This is a genomic window from Geodermatophilus sp. SYSU D00758 (assembly GCF_054049955.1).
Map to the genome: position 1 here is coordinate 98,888 of NZ_JBJGYK010000001.1, position 16,875 is coordinate 115,762.

Below are 16,875 nucleotides of genomic sequence, written 5' to 3' on the forward strand. Positions count from 1 at the left end.
CCCGTGCCTCTCACCCCCGTGCTGACCTCGCGGTGGGGCGCCGAGCAGTCCTGGCGGCTGGCCACGTACGAGCGGCTCGACGGCTACAGCGCGCTGCGCACGGCGCTGCGGATGGACCCCGACGAGCTGGTGGCCCTCGTCAAGGACTCCGGCCTGCGCGGCCGCGGCGGCGCCGGGTTCCCGACCGGGATGAAGTGGAGCTTCATCCCGCAGCCCAAGCCGGGGGAGACCCCGACGGGGCCGGCCGCGATGCCCAAGTACCTCGTGGTCAACGCCGACGAGGGGGAGCCCGGCACCTGCAAGGACCTCCCGCTGATGATGACCGACCCGCACTCCCTCGTGGAAGGCGTGATCATCTCGGCGTACGCCATCCGGTCGCGGTTCGCGGTCATCTACGTGCGCGGCGAGGCGGTGCACGCCCACCGCCGGCTGGTCTCGGCCGTCGAGGAGGCCTACGCCGCCGGTTACCTCGGCACCGACGTCCTCGGCTCGGGCTACGACCTGGAGCTCGTCGTGCACGCCGGCGCCGGGGCCTACATCTGCGGCGAGGAGACCGCGCTGCTCGATTCGCTCGAGGGCTACCGCGGCCAGCCGCGCCTCAAGCCGCCGTTCCCCGCGGTCGCCGGCCTGTACGGCGCCCCGACGGTCATCAACAACGTGGAGACCCTGGCCAGCGTGCCGTTCGTCGTCCGCGGCGGGGCGGACTGGTTCAAGGAGTTCGGCCCCGAGAAGTCGCCCGGGCCGAAGATCTACTCGATCTCCGGCCGCGTCGTCCGCCCCGGCCAGTACGAGGCCCCCATGGGGACGACGATGCGCGAGCTGCTGGAGATGGCCGGCGGGGTCCGCCCCGGGCACGAGCTGAAGTTCTGGACCCCGGGCGGGTCGTCCACCCCGTACTTCACCGCCGAGCACCTCGACGTCCCGCTGGACTTCGACTCGGTCGCCGCCGCCGGCTCGATGCTCGGGACCACCGCCCTCATGGTGTTCGACGAGACCGACTCGATCGTCGAGGCGACGCTGCGGTTCACCGAGTTCTACGCGCACGAGAGCTGCGGCAAGTGCACCCCGTGCCGGGAGGGCACCTACTGGCTGGTGCAGGTCCTCGAGCGGATCGCGCACGGCCGCGGCACCGCCGCCGACCTCGACGTGCTGACCGACACCTGCGACAACATCCTCGGCCGGTCCTTCTGCGCCCTGGGTGACGGCGCGACCAGCTGCATCACCAGCTCGCTGAAGTACTTCCGCGACGACTACGTCGCGCTGCTGCCGCCCGAGGAGCAGGCCCGGCTGGGCCGCTCCCTGCGGCTCGAGCCCGTCGGAGCTGCCTCATGACCGTCACGCCCGCTGCCCCGCAGCCCGCGCCGGCCCTGCCGCCGGGCGCGCCGGGCCCGCACACCCCGCCCGACGCCGTGCACTGCACCATCGACGGCTTCGACGTCGCCGTCCCCAAGGGCACGCTGATCATCCGGGCCGCGGAGATGATCGGCATCCAGATCCCACGGTTCTGCGACCACCCGCTGCTCGACCCGGTCGGCGCCTGCCGGCAGTGCCTCGTGGAGGTGGAGGGGCAGCGCAAGCCGGTGGCCTCCTGCACCATGCCGGTCACCGACGGCATGGCGGTGCGCACCCAGCTCACCAGCGTCGTGGCCGACAAGGCGCAGCAGGGCACCATGGAGCTGCTGCTCATCAACCACCCGCTGGACTGCCCGGTCTGCGACAAGGGCGGGGAGTGCCCGCTGCAGAACCAGGCGATGAGCAACGGGCGGGCCGAGACCCGGTTCGTCGACGTCAAGCGGACCTACCCCAAGCCGCTGCCGATCAGCAGCGAGATCCTGCTCGACCGGGAGCGCTGCGTGCTCTGCGCCCGCTGCACCCGCTTCTCCCAGCAGGTCGCCGGCGACCCGTTCATCGAGCTGTTCGAGCGCGGCGCGCTGGAGCAGGTGGCGATCTACGAGGACGAGCCGTTCGAGTCCTACTTCTCCGGCAACACCACGCAGATCTGCCCGGTCGGCGCGCTCACCAGCGCCCAGTACCGGTTCCGGGCGCGCCCGTTCGACCTGCGCAGCGAGGACAGCGTCTGCGAGCACTGCGCGTCGGGCTGCGCCCAGCGCACCGACTACCGGCGCGGCAAGGTCACCCGCCGGCTGGCCGGCGAGGACCCCGAGGTCAACGAGGAGTGGAACTGCGACAAGGGCCGCTTCGCGTTCCGCTACGCCACGGCCAACGACCGGCTCACCACCCCGCTGGTCCGCCGCGACGGCGTGCTCGAGCCGGCGTCGTGGCCGGAGGCCTGGGCGGTGGCCGCCGAGGGGCTCCGCGCCGCCCGCGCGGCCGGCGGCGTCGGCGTGCTGCCCGGCGGGCGGCTCACCGTCGAGGACGCCTACGCCTACGCCAAGTTCGCCCGCGTGGCGCTGGGCACCAACGACGTCGACGCCCGGGCCCGCGCGCACTCCGACGAGGAGCTGGCGTTCCTGGCCGCGCACGTGGCCGGCACCGGCCCGTGGCGCGGCGGGGTCACCTACGCCGACCTGGCCGAGGCGCCGGCGGTGCTGCTGGCGGGCTTCGAGCCGGAGGAGGAGTCGCCGATCGTCTTCCTCCGGCTGCGCCGGGCCGTGCGCAAGAACCGGCTCCCGGTCTTCGACCTGGCCCCGTTCGTCACCCGCGCCGCCGAGAAGCTGCAGGCCACGGTCCTCACCACGCTGCCCGGCACCGAGGCGCGCTCGCTGCGCGCGCTGGCCGAGGGCAGCTGGGGCGGGCCGGCGGTCGAGGCGGTGCGCCGTCCCGGCGCGGTCGTGCTCGCCGGGGAGCGGCTGGCCGAGCTGCCCGGTGCCCTCTCCGCGGTCGCCGAGCTGGCCCGGGTCACCGGCGCCCGGGTGGCCTGGGTGCCCCGGCGGGCAGGCGAGCGGGGCGCGGTCGAGGCCGGCGCGCTGCCGGGCCTGCTGCCCGGTGGGCGGCCGGTCACCGACGACGGTGCCCGCGCCCGGGTCGCCGCCGCGTGGGGCCTGGCGGACCTGCCGGCCGCGCCCGGCCGGGACACCACCGGCATCCTCACCGCCGCCCGCGAGGGCACCCTCGGGGGCCTGCTCGTCGGCGGCGTCGACCCGGCCGACCTGCCCGACCCGCTGCTGGCGGAGGCCGCCCTGGCCGCGGCCGGGTTCGTGGTCAGCCTGGAGATGCTGCCGAGCGCGGTCACCGCGCACGCCGACGTCGTCCTCCCGGTCGCCGCAGCGCCGGAGAAGTCCGGCGGCTACCTCGACTGGGAGGGCCGGCTGCGGTCGTTCGACGCCACGCTGCACGGCACCGGCCAGCTCCCCGACGGCCGCGTGCTGCAGGGCATCGCCGACGAGCTGGACGTCGACCTGGCGCTGCCCACCCCGCAGGCCGCGCGCGCCGAGCTGGCCGCCCTCGGGGCGGCGGACGCCCGTCCCGCGCCCACCGGGCTCGACGTGCCCGCCCCCGCGGACGTCGAGCTCACCGGCGACGAGGCGGTGCTGGCCTCCTGGCGCCAGCTGCTCGACGTCGGGACCCTCCAGCGCGACGAGCCCGAGCTCGCCGGGACCGCCCGGCCGCCGGTGGCGCGCATCGGCGGGGACACCGCCCGGCGGCTCGGCGTGGTCGACGGCGACCGGGTCACCGTCCGCGGGAGCGCCGGTGAGATCACCCTCCCGGTGCAGGTGGCCCCGATGCCCGACCGGGTCGTGTGGCTGCCGATGCGCTCGCCCGGCAGCGAGGTGAGGAGCGCCCTGGGCACCCGGCCCGGTGGCGTGGTCCGCGTCGTGGCGGGAGGTGCGGCGTGACCCTGCTCGCGGCCGAGGACCAGCCGACGCTCGCCGACTTCGGCGGCGACGTCTGGTGGATCGTGCTCATCAAGGTCTTCGGCGTCTTCGCCGTCCTGGTGCTGCTGACGCTGTTCGCCATCGTGTTCGAGCGCAAGGTCGTCGCGCGGATGCAGCAGCGGATCGGCCCCAACCGGGTCGGGCCGCGCGGCTACCTGCAGAGCCTCGCCGACGGCCTCAAGCTGGCCTTCAAGGAAGACATCATGCCGGCGATGGCCGACCGGCCGGTCTACTTCCTGGCGCCGGTCCTGGCCACCGTCCCCGCGTTCCTGGCCTTCTCGGTCATCCCGCTCGGCCCGGTGGTCAGCATCTTCGGCGAGCGGACACCGCTGCAGCTCACCGACGCCCCGATCGGGGTGCTCATCGTGCTGGCCTGCTCGGCGATGGGGATCTACGGCATCGTGCTCGGCGGCTGGGCCTCGGGGTCGACGTACCCGCTGCTGGGCTCGCTGCGCAGTGCCGCGCAGATGGTCAGCTACGAGATCGCGATGGGGCTGTCCATCGTCGCGGTGTTCCTCTACGCCGGCACGATGTCGACCTCGGGCATCGTGGCCGCCCAGGCCGACGGCAACGAGGTCTCCTTCTTCGGCCTGGAGTTCACCGGGCCCAGCTGGTACGGGGTGCTGCTGCCGGTCAGCTTCGTCATCTACGCCATCGCGGTGGTCGGCGAGACCAACCGGGCGCCGTTCGACCTGCCCGAGGCCGAGAGCGAGCTGGTCGGCGGGTTCCACACCGAGTACACGTCGCTGAAGTTCGCGCTGTTCTTCCTCGCCGAGTACATCAACATGGTCACCGTCTCGGCCCTCGCCGCGACCCTGTTCCTGGGCGGCTGGCGGGCCCCGTGGCCGATCTCGATCTGGGACGGCGCCAACAGCGGCTGGTGGCCGCTGCTGTGGTTCTTCCTCAAGGTCGTCGCCGCGCTGTTCGTCTTCATCTGGCTGCGCGGGACGCTGCCCCGGCTGCGCTACGACCAGTTCATGCGCTTCGGCTGGAAGGTGCTGGTCCCGGTCGCCCTGGTGTGGATCCTCATCGTGGCGACCATGCGCACCGTCTCCCGCGAGGCCGACCTCTCGGCCGGCCAGGTGGCGCTGTTCGTCGGCGTCCCGGCCGCGCTGGTCGTCCTCGCCGTCCTGCTGGTCGCCAGCCGGGCCACCAACCGGGACACCCGGGTCGCCGCGGTGAAGGCCGCGGCCGGCTCCAACCACCCGACCGACGCCGAGCCGGAGGTCCTGCCGCCGGCCGGGCCCCGGCGGCGGCCGGCCCAGAGGACCGGGCCCAGCCGCGCCGAGGGCGGGTTCCCCGTCCCGCCGATGGACCTGGCGGTGCCGCCCTCGCCACGGCTGCGGCGCTCCGAGTCCGTCGCCACCGGCACGGTCGTGGGCACCGGCCGGCGCAGCACCACCACGATCGAGGAGGACGGCGATGGCTGAGCGCGGCGACGTGGACCGCCGGTCCCCGCACCCGCACGACCCCGGCCACGACACGGTGGCGCAGACCGGGCGCGAGGTGGCCCCCCGCGACCGCGACGCGGGCCCGGTGCGGCGGTCGAGCTGGCTGCCCGGCCCGGGCCAGGGCTTCGGCGTCACCTTCGGCCAGATCTTCCGCAAGGTGACCACCGAGGAGTACCCCGAGGTCCCCAAGGTCACCAAGCCGCGCTACCACGGCCGGCACGTGCTCAACCGGCACCCGGACGGGCTGGAGAAGTGCGTCGGCTGCGAGCTGTGCGCGTGGGCCTGCCCGGCCGACGCGATCTACGTCGAGGGCGGCGACAACACCGAGGACGCGCGCTACTCGCCCGGCGAGCGGTACGGGCGCGTCTACCAGATCAACTACCTGCGCTGCATCTTCTGCGGCCTGTGCATCGAGGCCTGCCCGACCCGCTCGCTCACCATGAGCAACGACTTCGAGCTCGCCGACGACAACCGCGCCGACCTGATCTACACCAAGGAGCAGCTGATGGCCCCGCTGCTCCCCGGCATGGAGGCCCCGCCGCACCCGATGCGGCTCGGCGACGACGAGAAGGACTACTACGTGCGGATGCCGCAGGACCTCCCGGCCGTGCGGGAGGGCTCGTGACCGAGCTCGCGAGGTCACGCCGGGGCACAGCAGCGCCGGGCACGCGCCCGACGAGCGCCAGCGAGGAGGGAGCGTGAGCGAGGTCGTCATCGGCACCGGCGAGGCCGTCGTCTTCTGGATCCTGGGGCCGATCGCCCTCGCCGGCGCCCTCGGCATGGTGCTCTCCCGCAACGCCGTGCACTCGGCGCTGTGGCTCGTCAACACGATGCTGGCCCTGGGCGTCTTCTACGTCGTCCAGGAGGCGCCGTTCCTCGGCGCGGTGCAGATCATCGTCTACACCGGCGCCATCATGATCCTCTTCCTGTTCGTGCTCATGCTGGTCGGCCGGGACTCCTCCGACTCGGTCGTGGAGACCCTCCGCGGGCAGCGGGTGGGTGCCCTGCTGTTCGGCGCGGGCTTCGCCGCCCTCGTCGGCGCGGGCATCGCGCGGGCCACCCGGGACCTGCCGGTCGAGGGGCTGGCCGCCGTCCAGGGCGGGGAGGGGGGCGCCGCCGCGGGCAACGTCGACGCGATCGCCGCGGTCCTCTACAGCCGCTACCTGCTGGCCTTCGAGGTCACCGGCGCCCTGCTCATCACCGCGGCGGTCGGGGCCCTCGTGCTCACCCACGTCGAACGGGAGGCCGGGACCCGGCGCACGCAGAAGGAGCTCTCGCGCGCCCGCTTCCTCACCGACCGGCCGCAGACCCTGCCCGGCCCGGGCGTCTACGCCCGCGCCAACTCCGTGGCCGCCCCGGCGCTGCTGCCCGACGGCCGGATCTCCGAGGACAGCCTCGCGACCGGCATCGACCCGCAGGAGGTCACCCCGATGCCCCGGCCGACCGGCCGCGACCAGCTCGGCAGCCCCGACGCCGCGCTGGGCGCCCTCGACCCGACCGTCAGCGACGTGCCCGGCGGCCGCGAGGGTGGCGAGCACCGGTGACCCTCACGCACTACCTGGTCCTGGCGGCGATCCTGTTCACCATCGGCGCGGTCGGCGTGCTCGTGCGCCGCAACGCGATCGTCGTCTTCATGTGCGTCGAGCTGATGCTCAACGCGGTGAACCTGACGCTGGTCACCTTCGCCCGGTCCACCGGCACCATCGACGGCCAGATCATGGCGCTGTTCGTCATGGTCGTCGCCGCCTCGGAGGTGGTCGTCGGCCTCGCGATCATCATGTCGATCTACCGGACCCGCCGGTCGGCGTCGGTCGACGACGCCAGCCTGCTCAAGTACTGAGAGAACGGGGACCCGGTAGATGGAGACCGTGCCCGCCGAGGGGCTGCTCGCCGCCTCCTGGCTGCTCATCGCCCTACCCCTCGCCGGCGCCGCCGTGCTGCTGCTCGGCGGGCGGCGCACCGACCGGTGGGGGCACCTGCTGGGGACGGCGACCGTCGTCGCCGCGTTCGTCATCGGGCTGGCCTGCACGCTGGAGCTCGACGGCCGGCAGGTGGACGTCGACCTGTTCACGTTCATCTCCGCCGGGTCGCTCGACGTCCAGGCCGGGCTGCTCTACGACCCGCTCTCCGCGGTCTTCGTGCTGCTGATCACCGGCGTGGGCTCGCTCATCCACGTCTACTCGATCGGCTACATGGCGCACGACCCGCGCCGCCGCCGGTTCTTCGCCTACCTCAACCTCTTCGTCGCCGCGATGCTGCTGCTCGTCCTCGGCGACAACTACGTGGCCCTCTACGTCGGCTGGGAGGGCGTCGGCCTGGCGTCCTACCTGCTCATCGCCTTCTGGCACGAGCGCCCCTCGGCGGCCACCGCCGCCAAGAAGGCCTTCATCATGAACCGGGTCGGCGACGTGGGCCTGGCCCTGGCGATCTTCATCATGTTCGCCCAGCTGGGCACGGTCACCTACGAGGGCGTGTTCGGCTCGGTCGGCACGCTGGCCGGCGGCACCGTCACCGCCCTCGGGCTGCTCCTGCTGCTGGGCGCCTGCGGCAAGTCCGGTCAGTTCCCGCTGCAGGCCTGGCTCCCCGACGCCATGGAGGGCCCGACCCCGGTGTCGGCGCTCATCCACGCCGCGACCATGGTCACCGCCGGGGTGTACCTCATCGCCCGCAGCGCCCCGATCTACGACCTCACCCCGACCGCGCGGGCCGTCGTCCTCGCCGTCGGGGCGATCACGCTGCTGATCGGGGCGATCGTCGGCTGCGCGCAGGACGACATCAAGAAGGTGCTGGCCTACTCGACGGTCAGCCAGATCGGCTACATGTTCCTGGCCGTCGGGCTCGGCCCTGCCGGGTACGTCGCCGGCCTGGCGCACCTGCTCACCCACGGCTTCTTCAAGGCCGGGCTGTTCCTCGGCGCCGGGTCGGTCATGCACGCGATGGGCGACTCGGTGGACATGCGCCGCTTCGGCGGGCTGGCCCCGCGGATGAAGATCACCTTCGTCACGTTCGGCCTGGGCTACCTGGCGCTGATCGGCTTCCCGTTCCTGTCGGGCTTCTACACCAAGGACGCGATCATCGAGGCCGCCTTCGACCGCGGCGACGGCTGGGGCTACGTGCTCGGCGGGGTGGCGATCCTGGCCGCCGGGCTGACCGCGTTCTACATGACGCGGCTGATGCTCATGACCTTCTTCGGCCGGCCGCGCTGGGAGGAGGGCGTGCACCCGCACGAGGCGCCGCCGGTCATGACCGCGCCGATGGTGCTGCTGGCGCTCGGGTCGGTGTTCGCCGGCTTCCTGCTGGTCGTGGCCTTCCCGCTGGAGGAGTGGTTCACGCCGGTGTTCGGCGAGCCCGAGGAGGTCGAGCACGTGGTCGCCCCGATCGTGGTGAGCGTGCTCGTGACCCTCGTGATGGTGCTCGGGGTGGCGACCGCCTGGGCCTTCGTCGGCCGCCGCGAGGTGCCGGTGACCGCCCCCGCCCGGGTGTCGCCGGTGGTGCGGGCCGCCCGGCGGGCGCTGTACGCCGACACGGTCAACGAGTCGCTGTTCATGCGGCCGGGCCAGTGGCTGACCCGCGCCCTGGTGTTCGTGGACAACCGCGGGGTGGACGGCGCGGTGAACGGGCTGGCCGCGACGCTGGGCGGCTCGTCGTCCCGGCTGGGCCGGGCGCAGACCGGCTTCGTGCGCTCCTACGCCCTCTCCGTCCTCGGTGGCGCGGTGGTGGTCGCGGGTGCACTGCTGGCGGTGACGGCGGGATGACCCGGCGGACGACGAACGGAGAGGTCCTGCCCCGTGACTGACTTCCCCTGGCTGCTGGCCATGATCGCGGTCCCCGCGGCGGGGGCCGCGGCCGTCGCGGGGCTGCCGAAGGGACGTGACCACCTGGCGCGGCAGGTCGCGCTCGGCGTCAGCCTCCTCGTGCTGCTGCTGGCCGTGCTCGCCACGGTGGCCTTCGACACCGGCGGGCCGCGCTTCCAGCTGACCACGTCGGTCGCGTGGATCCCCGACTTCGGGGTGGACTTCGCCCTCGGCGTCGACGGCATCGCGCTGGTCATGCTGCTGCTCATCGGCGTGCTCGTGCCGGTCGTCGTGCTCGCCTCCTGGCGGGACACCGCGCCGGGGCCGCGGTCGATGACCGCCTTCTGGGCCTGGCTGCTGCTGCTCGAGTCGCTGATGGTCGGGGTCTTCGCCGCGACCGACGTCTTCCTCTTCTACGTGTTCTTCGAGGCGATGCTCGTCCCGATGTACTTCCTCATCGGCAGCTTCGGCGGGCCGCGCCGGCAGTACGCGGCGGTGAAGTTCTTCCTGTACAGCCTGGTCGGCGGGCTGGTCATGCTCGCCGCGGTCATCGGCCTGTACGTGGTGAGCAGCAGCCAGCTGGGGGAGGGCACGTTCGCCTTCGACGCCCTGCGCCAGCTCGAGATCGACCCCGGTGTGCAGAAGCTGCTGTTCCTCGGCTTCTTCACCGCCTTCGCGATCAAGGCGCCGCTGGTCCCCTTCCACACCTGGCTGCCCGACTCCGGTGCCGAGGCGCCGATCGGCGGCGCGGTGCTGCTGGTCGGCGTCCTCGACAAGGTGGGGACGTTCGGCTTCCTGCGCTACTGCCTGCCGCTGTTCCCCGAGGCCTCCCGCGACCTCGCGCCGCTGGTGCTGGTGCTGGCGGTCATCGGCATCCTGTACGCCGCCCTGCTGGCGATGGGGCAGACCGACATGAAGCGGCTGGTCTCCTACACCTCGATCGCGCACTTCGGCTTCATCGCCCTCGGGATCTTCGCCTTCACGACGGAGGCGGCCACCGGCTCGGTGCTCTACATGGTCAACCACGGGATCGCGACCGGGCTGCTGTTCCTCGTCGTCGGGATGCTCATCGCCCGCGGCGGCTCCCGGCTGGTCGGGGACTACGGCGGGGTGGCCGCGCAGGCGCCCCTGCTGGCCGGGGTGTTCCTCGTGGCGGGGCTGGCCTCGCTGGCGCTGCCGGGCACCAACAGCTTCGTCAGCGAGTTCCTGGTGCTCATCGGCTCCTTCCCCGAGGTGCCGGTGTACACGGTGCTGGCCACGGTCGGGATCGTGCTGGCCGCCCTGTACGTGCTGCTCGTGTACCAGCGGACGATGCACGGCCCGCCGCGCGGCGTCCTGCTCGAGCCGGGGACGGCGCCGGCGCCGGAGCCCGTGCCCGCCGGTACCGGGGGCGGCGGCGCGACCGCGGCGACCGCGGCCACGACCACCACCTCCACCACGACCGCCGCCCCCGCCGCCGCCACCGCCCGGCTGCGGGTCAGCGACCTCTCCGGCCGGGAGATCGCCGTCGCCGCCCCGCTGGTCGCGCTGGTGCTGGTGCTCGGCTTCTACCCGCAGCCGCTGCTCGACCTCATCGAGCCCGCGGTCGCCGCCACCATGGTCGACGTCGGCGTGGACCCCGGCACCGCCGTGCCGGCCGACAGCGGCCTCACCACCGACGCCGGGGGGACCGACTGATGATCGAGGCCCCGGAGCTCTCGCTCGCGGCGCTGGCGCCGCTGCTGTTCGTGCTCGGCGCGGCCTGCGTCGGCGTGCTGGTCGAGGCGTTCGTCCCCCGGCCGAACCGGCACCCGGTCCAGGTCGGCGTGGCACTGGTGGGCACCGTCGGCGGGCTGGTCACCACCCTCGCGCTGGCCGGCGAGCGCACGGTCACCGCGGAGGGCGCGCTGGCCGTCGACGGCGCCGCGGTCTTCCTCCAGGCGACCATCACCGGGCTCGGCGCCCTGTCGGTGCTCCTGTTCGCCGAGCGCTCGCTCGACCCGGCCCGCTCGGCGTTCGTGGCCTCCGCCGCGGTCCCGGCCGGCACCGCCCGCGACCGCGAGCTGGTCACCTCCGAGCAGGTCCAGACCGAGGTCTACCCGCTGGCGACCTTCGCCATCGGCGGGATGATGCTGTTCGTCTCGGCCAACGACCTCCTGGTCATGTTCGTGGCCCTCGAGGTGCTCAGCCTGCCGCTGTACCTGATCTGCGGGATGGCCCGCCGCCGGCGGCTGCTGTCCCAGGAGGCGGCGGTCAAGTACTTCCTGCTCGGGGCGTTCGCCTCGGCGTTCTTCCTCTACGGCCTCGCCCTGGTCTACGGGGCCACCGGGAGCATCCGGTTCTCCGAGATCCGGGCGGCGTCCGCCGTCGAGGGCACCGGCACCCTGCTCGTGCTCGGGTTGGGGCTGCTCGTCGTGGGGCTGATGTTCAAGGCCAGCGTCGCGCCGTTCCACGCCTGGACGCCCGACGTCTACCAGGGCGCCCCCACGCCGGTCACCGCCTTCATGGCCGCCTGCACCAAGGTGGCCGCCTTCGGCGCGATCCTGCGGCTGCTCTACGTCGCCTTCGGCACCAGCGAGTGGACCTGGCGGCCGCTGGTGTACGGGATCGCGATCGTGTCGATGGTGGTGGGCGCGGTGCTCGGGCTCACGCAGACCGACCTCAAGCGCATGCTCGCCTACTCGTCCATCGCGCACGCCGGGTTCCTCCTCACCGGCGTCATCGGTCTCGGCGGGGACGGCGGTGGCTCGGGGCTGGCGGCCACGATGTTCTACCTGCTGGCCTACGGCCTGACCACGCTGGGCGCCTTCGCCGTCCTCACCCTGGTCCGCGAGGGCGACGGCGAGGCCACCCACCTGTCCCGGTGGTCCGGCCTGGCCCGCCGCTCACCGCTCACCGCCGCGGTGATGGCGCTGTTCCTGCTGGCGCTGGCGGGGATCCCGCTCACCAGCGGGTTCACCGGCAAGTTCGCCGTCTTCCGGGCGGCGATCGACGCCGGGGCCTGGCCGCTGGTCGTCGTCGCCGTGCTGACCAGCGCCGTGGCCGCGTTCTTCTACCTGCGGGTCATGGTGCTCATGTACTTCAGCGACCCGGCGCCCGACGGTCCGACGGTCGGGGTGCCGGGCCTGCCGACGACGCTCGTGCTGGCCGTGACGGCGACCGCCACCCTCGTCCTGGGGATCGTCCCCGGGGCGGTGCTCGACCTCGCCGACCAGGCGGCTATCTTCGTCGGTTGATGACCGGAGCCAGCGCCGCCGTCGACGGGGACACCCCGGTCGACACCTGGCAGCGGATCGCGACCCCCGCCTCCACCGTCGGGCCCTGGCTGCCCGACGGTGAGCTCGGCGAGCGCCTCGCCGAGGGGCTGGCGCGGGTCGAGGCGCTCCTGCGGACGTCGGTCGACAGCGAGCACCCCTTCGTGCAGGAGGCCGCCGGGCACCTGGTCCTGGCCGGCGGCAAGCGGTTCCGGCCGCTGCTGGCGCTGCTGGCCGCCGAGCTCGGCGACCCCCACGCCCCCGGCGTCACCGAGGCGGCGGTCGTGTGCGAGCTCACCCACCTCGCCACGCTGTACCACGACGACGTCATGGACGAGGCCGCCGTCCGGCGGGGCGCCCCGAGCGCGAACAGCCGCTGGAGCAACAGCGTCGCCATCCTCACCGGCGACCTGCTGTTCGCCCGGGCCTCCGACCTGCTGGCCGACCTCGGGCCGGAGGCGGTGCGCATCCAGGCGCGCACCTTCGAGCGGCTGGTCACCGGCCAGATCCGGGAGACCGTGGGGCCGCCGGCGGGGACCGACCCGGTCGACCACCACCTCGGCGTGCTGGCCGACAAGACCGGCTCCCTGGTGGCCACCTCGGCGCGCTTCGGTGCCTCCTTCGCCGGGGTCGACGGCGAACTGGTGCGAGCGCTGACGGCCTTCGCCGAGGAGGTCGGGGTGGCGTTCCAGCTCTCCGACGACCTGCTCGACATCGTCAGCCAGGACGGCGCCTCGGGGAAGAGCCCCGGCACGGACCTGCGCGAGGGCGTCGCCACGCTGCCGGTGCTCTTCGCCCTCGCGGGGGACGACCCGGCCGAGGCGCGCCTGCGCGACCTGGTCGCCGGCCCGCTGACCGACGACGACCGGCACGCCGAGGCGCTGGCCCTGCTGCGCTCCTCGGCGTCGCTGCAGCGGGCCGCCGGGGTGCTGCGGGAGTACGCCGACCGGGCCCGGGCCCGCCTCGACCCCGTCCCCGAGGGGCCCGTCCGGGACGCCCTCTCGGCGCTCTGCGACTACGTGGTGACCCGCACCAGCTGAGCAAGGACCCCCATGCCCCCCGTGAAGGACCCCCTCCTTCCCACCCCCTCGCGAGCTCCGGGCGGGGCCCGGAAGGGGGCCTCGAGGCTCGCGGCGGGCCCCTGCATGGGGGCCGTCCTGCTCGTCGCGGCCTGCTCGGCCTCGACCGAGCGGGGCGCCCCGCCGGCGGGGACGTCGGCGCCGGCAGGGACCGCCCCGTCGACGTCCGGCAGCGCGCCCGCCACCGCGCCTCCGACGACGCCCGCCCTGGACGTCACCGTCGTCGCCGAGGGGCTCGACCACCCGTGGGACGTCGTCCGTGCCCCCGACGGCACGCTGCTGCTCGACGAGCGCGCCGGCGGGCTCACCGCGGTCCGGCCCGACGGCACGGTCCAGCAGGTGCAGGCCGACTTCGGCGACCTCTTCGTCGACGGGGAGACCGGGCTCATGGGGCTCGCCCTCGACCCGTCCTTCGCGGAGAACCGGCGCTTCTACACCTGCCAGGGGGTCACCGACGGCGGCCCGGACGGCGGGCCGTCGATCGAGGTCATCGCCTGGACGGCGGCAAGGGACTGGAGCTCGGCGACCCGGGTGGACGATCCGCTCATCGGCGGCATCCCGGTCAACGAGCGCACCGGCCGGCACGGCGGCTGCCGGGTGGAGTTCGGCCCGGACGGCGCGCTGCTCGTCGGGACCGGGGACAACGCGGTGGGCACCTACCCGCAGGACCTCGGCACGCTGGCGGGGAAGGTGCTGCGCGCGGACCCCGCCACCGGGGACGCGCTCCCGGACAACCCCTTCGCCGGCCCGGGTGACGGGGCCGACGACCTGATCTGGACCTACGGGCACCGCAACGTGCAGGGGCTGGCGGTCCGGCCGGGCACCGGGCAGGTGTACTCGGTGGAGCACGGCCCCGACCGGGACGACGAGGTCAACCTGCTGCGGCCCGGCGGCAACCACGGCTGGGACCCCGACGGGCCGGGCGGGGCCTACGACGAGAGCGTGCCGATGACCGATCCGGCGATCGAGGGCGCCGTCCCGGCCGTGTGGGCCTCGGGCGCCCCACCCATCGCTCCCAGCGGCGGCACCTTCCTCGAGGGGGAGGAGTGGGGGACCTACGACGGCCTGCTGCTCATCGGTGCCCTGCGGGGGGAGCACGTGCACGCCCTGCGGCTCGACGACGCCGGCCGGCTGGTCGAGGGCTTCCGGCTGCCCGAGCTCGACGGCAGCTACGGCCGCATCCGCGCGCTGGAGACGGGTGCGGACGGGGCGCTGTACGTCACCACCGACAACGGCGGCGGGGACGACGTCGTCCTGCGGGTCACGCCCCGGGGCTGACCACCCCGACCGGGGCCCGGTCCCGCACCCGGTCGGGCACCGGCGTCCCGGGCGGCAGCAGGGGGCAGGGCTCGGGGGTGCCCAGCACGGTGCGCACCGGCAGCACGCCCGCCCACACCGGATCGGGCTCGCCGGCGGCGGGCAGGTCGCGCTCGTCGTCCCCCGGCGGGCCGGTGCGCACCTTGACGCTGGCCTCGGCGAGGTCGAGCGCCAGGACCGCGGTGGCGGCCAGCTCCTTGCGGTCGGGCCGGCGCGTGGCCGACCAGGACCCGGGGGCCAGGTGCTCGGTGAGCACCGCCAGCCCGTGGCGCCGCTCGTCGGGGTCGGTCAGCAGCCGGGCCGTGCCGTGCACCACGGCGCAGCGGTAGTTGACCGAGTGGTGGAACGCCGAGCGGGCGTAGACGACGCCGTCCAGGTGGGTGACGGTGAAGCACACCGGCGCACCGGCGGCGGCCGCCCGCAGCGTCGCGGCCCCGGTCGAGCCGTGCAGGTAGAGGGTGTCCCCGTCGCGGCCGTAGCCGGTGGGCAGCACCACGGGAGCGCCGTCCAGCACCACCGCCAGGTGGCCGATCAGCCCCGCGTCCAGCACCGCGTGCAGGTCCCGCCGGTCGGTGCGGGCGCGCGAGGCGCCCCGGCGGACGGTGCTGCGGGCGGTGGGGGAGAGGGGCGGTGCGGCATCCACGGGCCCAGCCTCTCCCCGCCCGTGGCATCCTCCAACGGCCAATCCGGGAGATTCCCGGGAGGCCACACCGGGAGGTCGCCGTGGTCGAGGTGCCGCCGGTCCTGCTCGACCGGGCCTCCCGCACACCGCTGGCGGTGCAGCTCGCCGACGCGCTGCGCGAGGCGGCCGCGGGCGCGGTGCTGCGCCCCGGTGACCGGCTGCCGTCCACCCGGGCCCTCGCGGCCGCGCTGCGGGTCAGCCGGACCGTCACCGCCGCCGCCTACGACCAGCTGCTCGCCGAGGGGTGGGCCGCCGGGCGGCGCGGCGTCGGGACCTTCGTGGTCGGCTCGGTGGCGACCGCCCCGGCCGCCGTCCGGGCCGGGGCGCCGGTGCCCGTCCACCGGCCGGCGCCGGCCGACCTGCGCGCGGGGTCGCCGTGCCGGGAGGTGCTCGACCGGGCGGCCTGGCGGCGGGCCTGGCGGGCCGCCGGCGACCTCCCCCCGGACGCGGCGCCCGAGCCCGCCGGGGACCCCGCCTTCCGCGCCGCGGTCGCCGAGCACCTGCTGCGCCACCGCGGGCTGGCCGCCGGTCCGGACGACGTGCTGGCGACGGCCGGCACGTCGGCGGCCGTCGCCGAGGTCGCGCGCACCCTGCCCCCGGGCAGCCGGGTGGCCGTGGAGGACCCCGGCTACGGCCGGGTGGTCGCCGCGCTCGCCGACGCAGGCCTGCAGCCGGTGGCCGTCCCGGTGGACGACGACGGGCTGGTCGTCGACGCGGTGCCCCGCGGGGTGGCCGCCGTCTACTGCACGCCCGCGCACCAGTACCCGCTGGGACGCCGCATGGCCGCGGCCCGCCGGGCGGCGCTGGTCGCCCGCGCCCGGGTGGAGGGGTGGTGGGTGCTCGAGGACGACTACGACGGCGAGCTCCGCTACGACGTGGCGCCCCTGCCGCTGCTCGGTGCGCTCGCCCCCGACGTCGTCGTCCACCTGGGCACCACGAGCAAGATCCTCAGCCCCACCCTCGGTGTCGGCTGGCTGGTCGCCCCCGCCCCGCTGCGCCGCCGGCTGGTGGCCCGGCGCACGGCGACCGGGACCCGACCGGCCCGGGCCGGGCAGCGGGTGTTCGCCGCGTTCGCCGCCTCCGGCGACCTCGCCCGGCACCTGCGGCGGCTGCGCCGGGAGCTGGCCGGCCGGCGGGCGGAGGTGGTCGCCGCGGTCGCCGCGGCCGGCTGCCGCGCGGAGGGGGACCCCGCCGGGGCGCACGTGCTGGTGCCCCTGCCCGACCCCGCCGCCGAGGAGGCCGTGCTGGCGGCGGCCGCGGGCCGCGGGGTGGCCCTCGACGGGCTCGGCCGGCACCGGCCGGCCGGGCCGGGGGCCGGCGCCGGTCCCGGGGCCGGCCTGGTGCTCGGCTTCGCGGCACCGGACCGGGCGGCGCTCGGAGGCGCCCTCGGCGTCCTCACCGCCGTGCTCCGCGACCTCCCCCGGCCCTGAACCGGCCCCTCTGCAGGGCCCCGCGCCGAGCCTGTCAGGCGTGGGGGGCAGAG

Annotated in this window: 13 protein-coding genes; 12 read left to right on the forward strand and 1 reads right to left on the reverse strand. The window is 74.9% G+C overall.

What is annotated here, in order from left to right:
- The first annotated feature begins 3 nt into the window (after positions 1 to 3).
- The 11 genes from nuoF to ACI8AC_RS00590 all read left to right on the forward strand — a co-directional run bounded on the left by nuoF (position 4) and on the right by ACI8AC_RS00590 (position 14,671).
- A complete protein-coding gene (gene nuoF / locus ACI8AC_RS00540) occupies positions 4 to 1,332 on the forward strand; it encodes an NADH-quinone oxidoreductase subunit NuoF (protein WP_456894209.1) in 1,329 nt (442 codons plus the stop codon).
- Positions 1,329 to 3,797, forward strand: a complete 2,469-nt coding sequence (locus ACI8AC_RS00545) for an NADH-quinone oxidoreductase subunit G (protein WP_456894211.1) — start codon at positions 1,329 to 1,331, stop codon at positions 3,795 to 3,797. Before nuoF ends, ACI8AC_RS00545 begins: the two co-directional genes overlap by 4 nt.
- Positions 3,794 to 5,266: an NADH-quinone oxidoreductase subunit NuoH gene (gene nuoH / locus ACI8AC_RS00550; protein ID WP_456894213.1), complete on the forward strand. Its 1,473-nt coding sequence runs from the start codon at positions 3,794 to 3,796 to the stop codon at positions 5,264 to 5,266. The genes ACI8AC_RS00545 and nuoH overlap by 4 nt, the downstream gene beginning before the upstream one ends.
- The gene (gene nuoI, locus ACI8AC_RS00555) at positions 5,259 to 5,912 is read left to right on the forward strand and encodes an NADH-quinone oxidoreductase subunit NuoI (protein WP_456894215.1); all 654 of its coding nucleotides are present in this window, start codon (positions 5,259 to 5,261) and stop codon (positions 5,910 to 5,912) included. The genes nuoH and nuoI overlap by 8 nt, the downstream gene beginning before the upstream one ends.
- 73 nt (positions 5,913 to 5,985) lie before the next feature.
- The gene (locus ACI8AC_RS00560; RefSeq protein ID WP_456894217.1) at positions 5,986 to 6,831 is read left to right on the forward strand and encodes an NADH-quinone oxidoreductase subunit J; all 846 of its coding nucleotides are present in this window, start codon (positions 5,986 to 5,988) and stop codon (positions 6,829 to 6,831) included.
- Positions 6,828 to 7,127: an NADH-quinone oxidoreductase subunit NuoK gene (gene nuoK, locus ACI8AC_RS00565; protein ID WP_456894219.1), complete on the forward strand. Its 300-nt coding sequence runs from the start codon at positions 6,828 to 6,830 to the stop codon at positions 7,125 to 7,127. The genes ACI8AC_RS00560 and nuoK overlap by 4 nt, the downstream gene beginning before the upstream one ends.
- Positions 7,128 to 7,146: 19 nt before the next feature.
- Positions 7,147 to 9,042 (forward strand): NADH-quinone oxidoreductase subunit L, encoded by a 1,896-nt coding sequence (gene nuoL, locus ACI8AC_RS00570; protein WP_456894221.1) that lies wholly within the window; start codon positions 7,147 to 7,149, stop codon positions 9,040 to 9,042.
- A gap of 33 nt (positions 9,043 to 9,075) precedes the next feature.
- Positions 9,076 to 10,758, forward strand: a complete 1,683-nt coding sequence (locus ACI8AC_RS00575) for an NADH-quinone oxidoreductase subunit M (protein ID WP_456894223.1) — start codon at positions 9,076 to 9,078, stop codon at positions 10,756 to 10,758.
- A complete protein-coding gene (gene nuoN, locus ACI8AC_RS00580; RefSeq protein ID WP_456894225.1) occupies positions 10,758 to 12,296 on the forward strand; it encodes an NADH-quinone oxidoreductase subunit NuoN in 1,539 nt (512 codons plus the stop codon). Before ACI8AC_RS00575 ends, nuoN begins: the two co-directional genes overlap by 1 nt.
- The gene (locus ACI8AC_RS00585; RefSeq protein WP_456894227.1) at positions 12,296 to 13,354 is read left to right on the forward strand and encodes a polyprenyl synthetase family protein; all 1,059 of its coding nucleotides are present in this window, start codon (positions 12,296 to 12,298) and stop codon (positions 13,352 to 13,354) included. The genes nuoN and ACI8AC_RS00585 overlap by 1 nt, the downstream gene beginning before the upstream one ends.
- A 105-nt stretch (positions 13,355 to 13,459) precedes the next feature.
- Positions 13,460 to 14,671 carry a PQQ-dependent sugar dehydrogenase gene (locus ACI8AC_RS00590; protein ID WP_456894229.1) on the forward strand — a complete coding sequence of 404 codons (1,212 nt, stop codon included), beginning with the start codon at positions 13,460 to 13,462 and terminating at the stop codon, positions 14,669 to 14,671.
- Here ACI8AC_RS00590 and ACI8AC_RS00595 read toward each other — a convergent pair.
- The gene (locus tag ACI8AC_RS00595; protein ID WP_456894231.1) at positions 14,655 to 15,353 is read right to left on the reverse strand and encodes a pyridoxamine 5'-phosphate oxidase family protein; all 699 of its coding nucleotides are present in this window, start codon (positions 15,351 to 15,353) and stop codon (positions 14,655 to 14,657) included. The genes ACI8AC_RS00590 and ACI8AC_RS00595 overlap by 17 nt on opposite strands.
- A gap of 80 nt (positions 15,354 to 15,433) precedes the next feature.
- Here ACI8AC_RS00595 and pdxR point away from each other — a divergent pair, with 80 nt between their 5' ends.
- Entirely contained in the window at positions 15,434 to 16,822 is a 1,389-nt protein-coding gene (pdxR, locus tag ACI8AC_RS00600) for a MocR-like pyridoxine biosynthesis transcription factor PdxR (RefSeq protein ID WP_456894233.1), read from the forward strand.
- Positions 16,823 to 16,875: the final 53 nt, after the last annotated feature.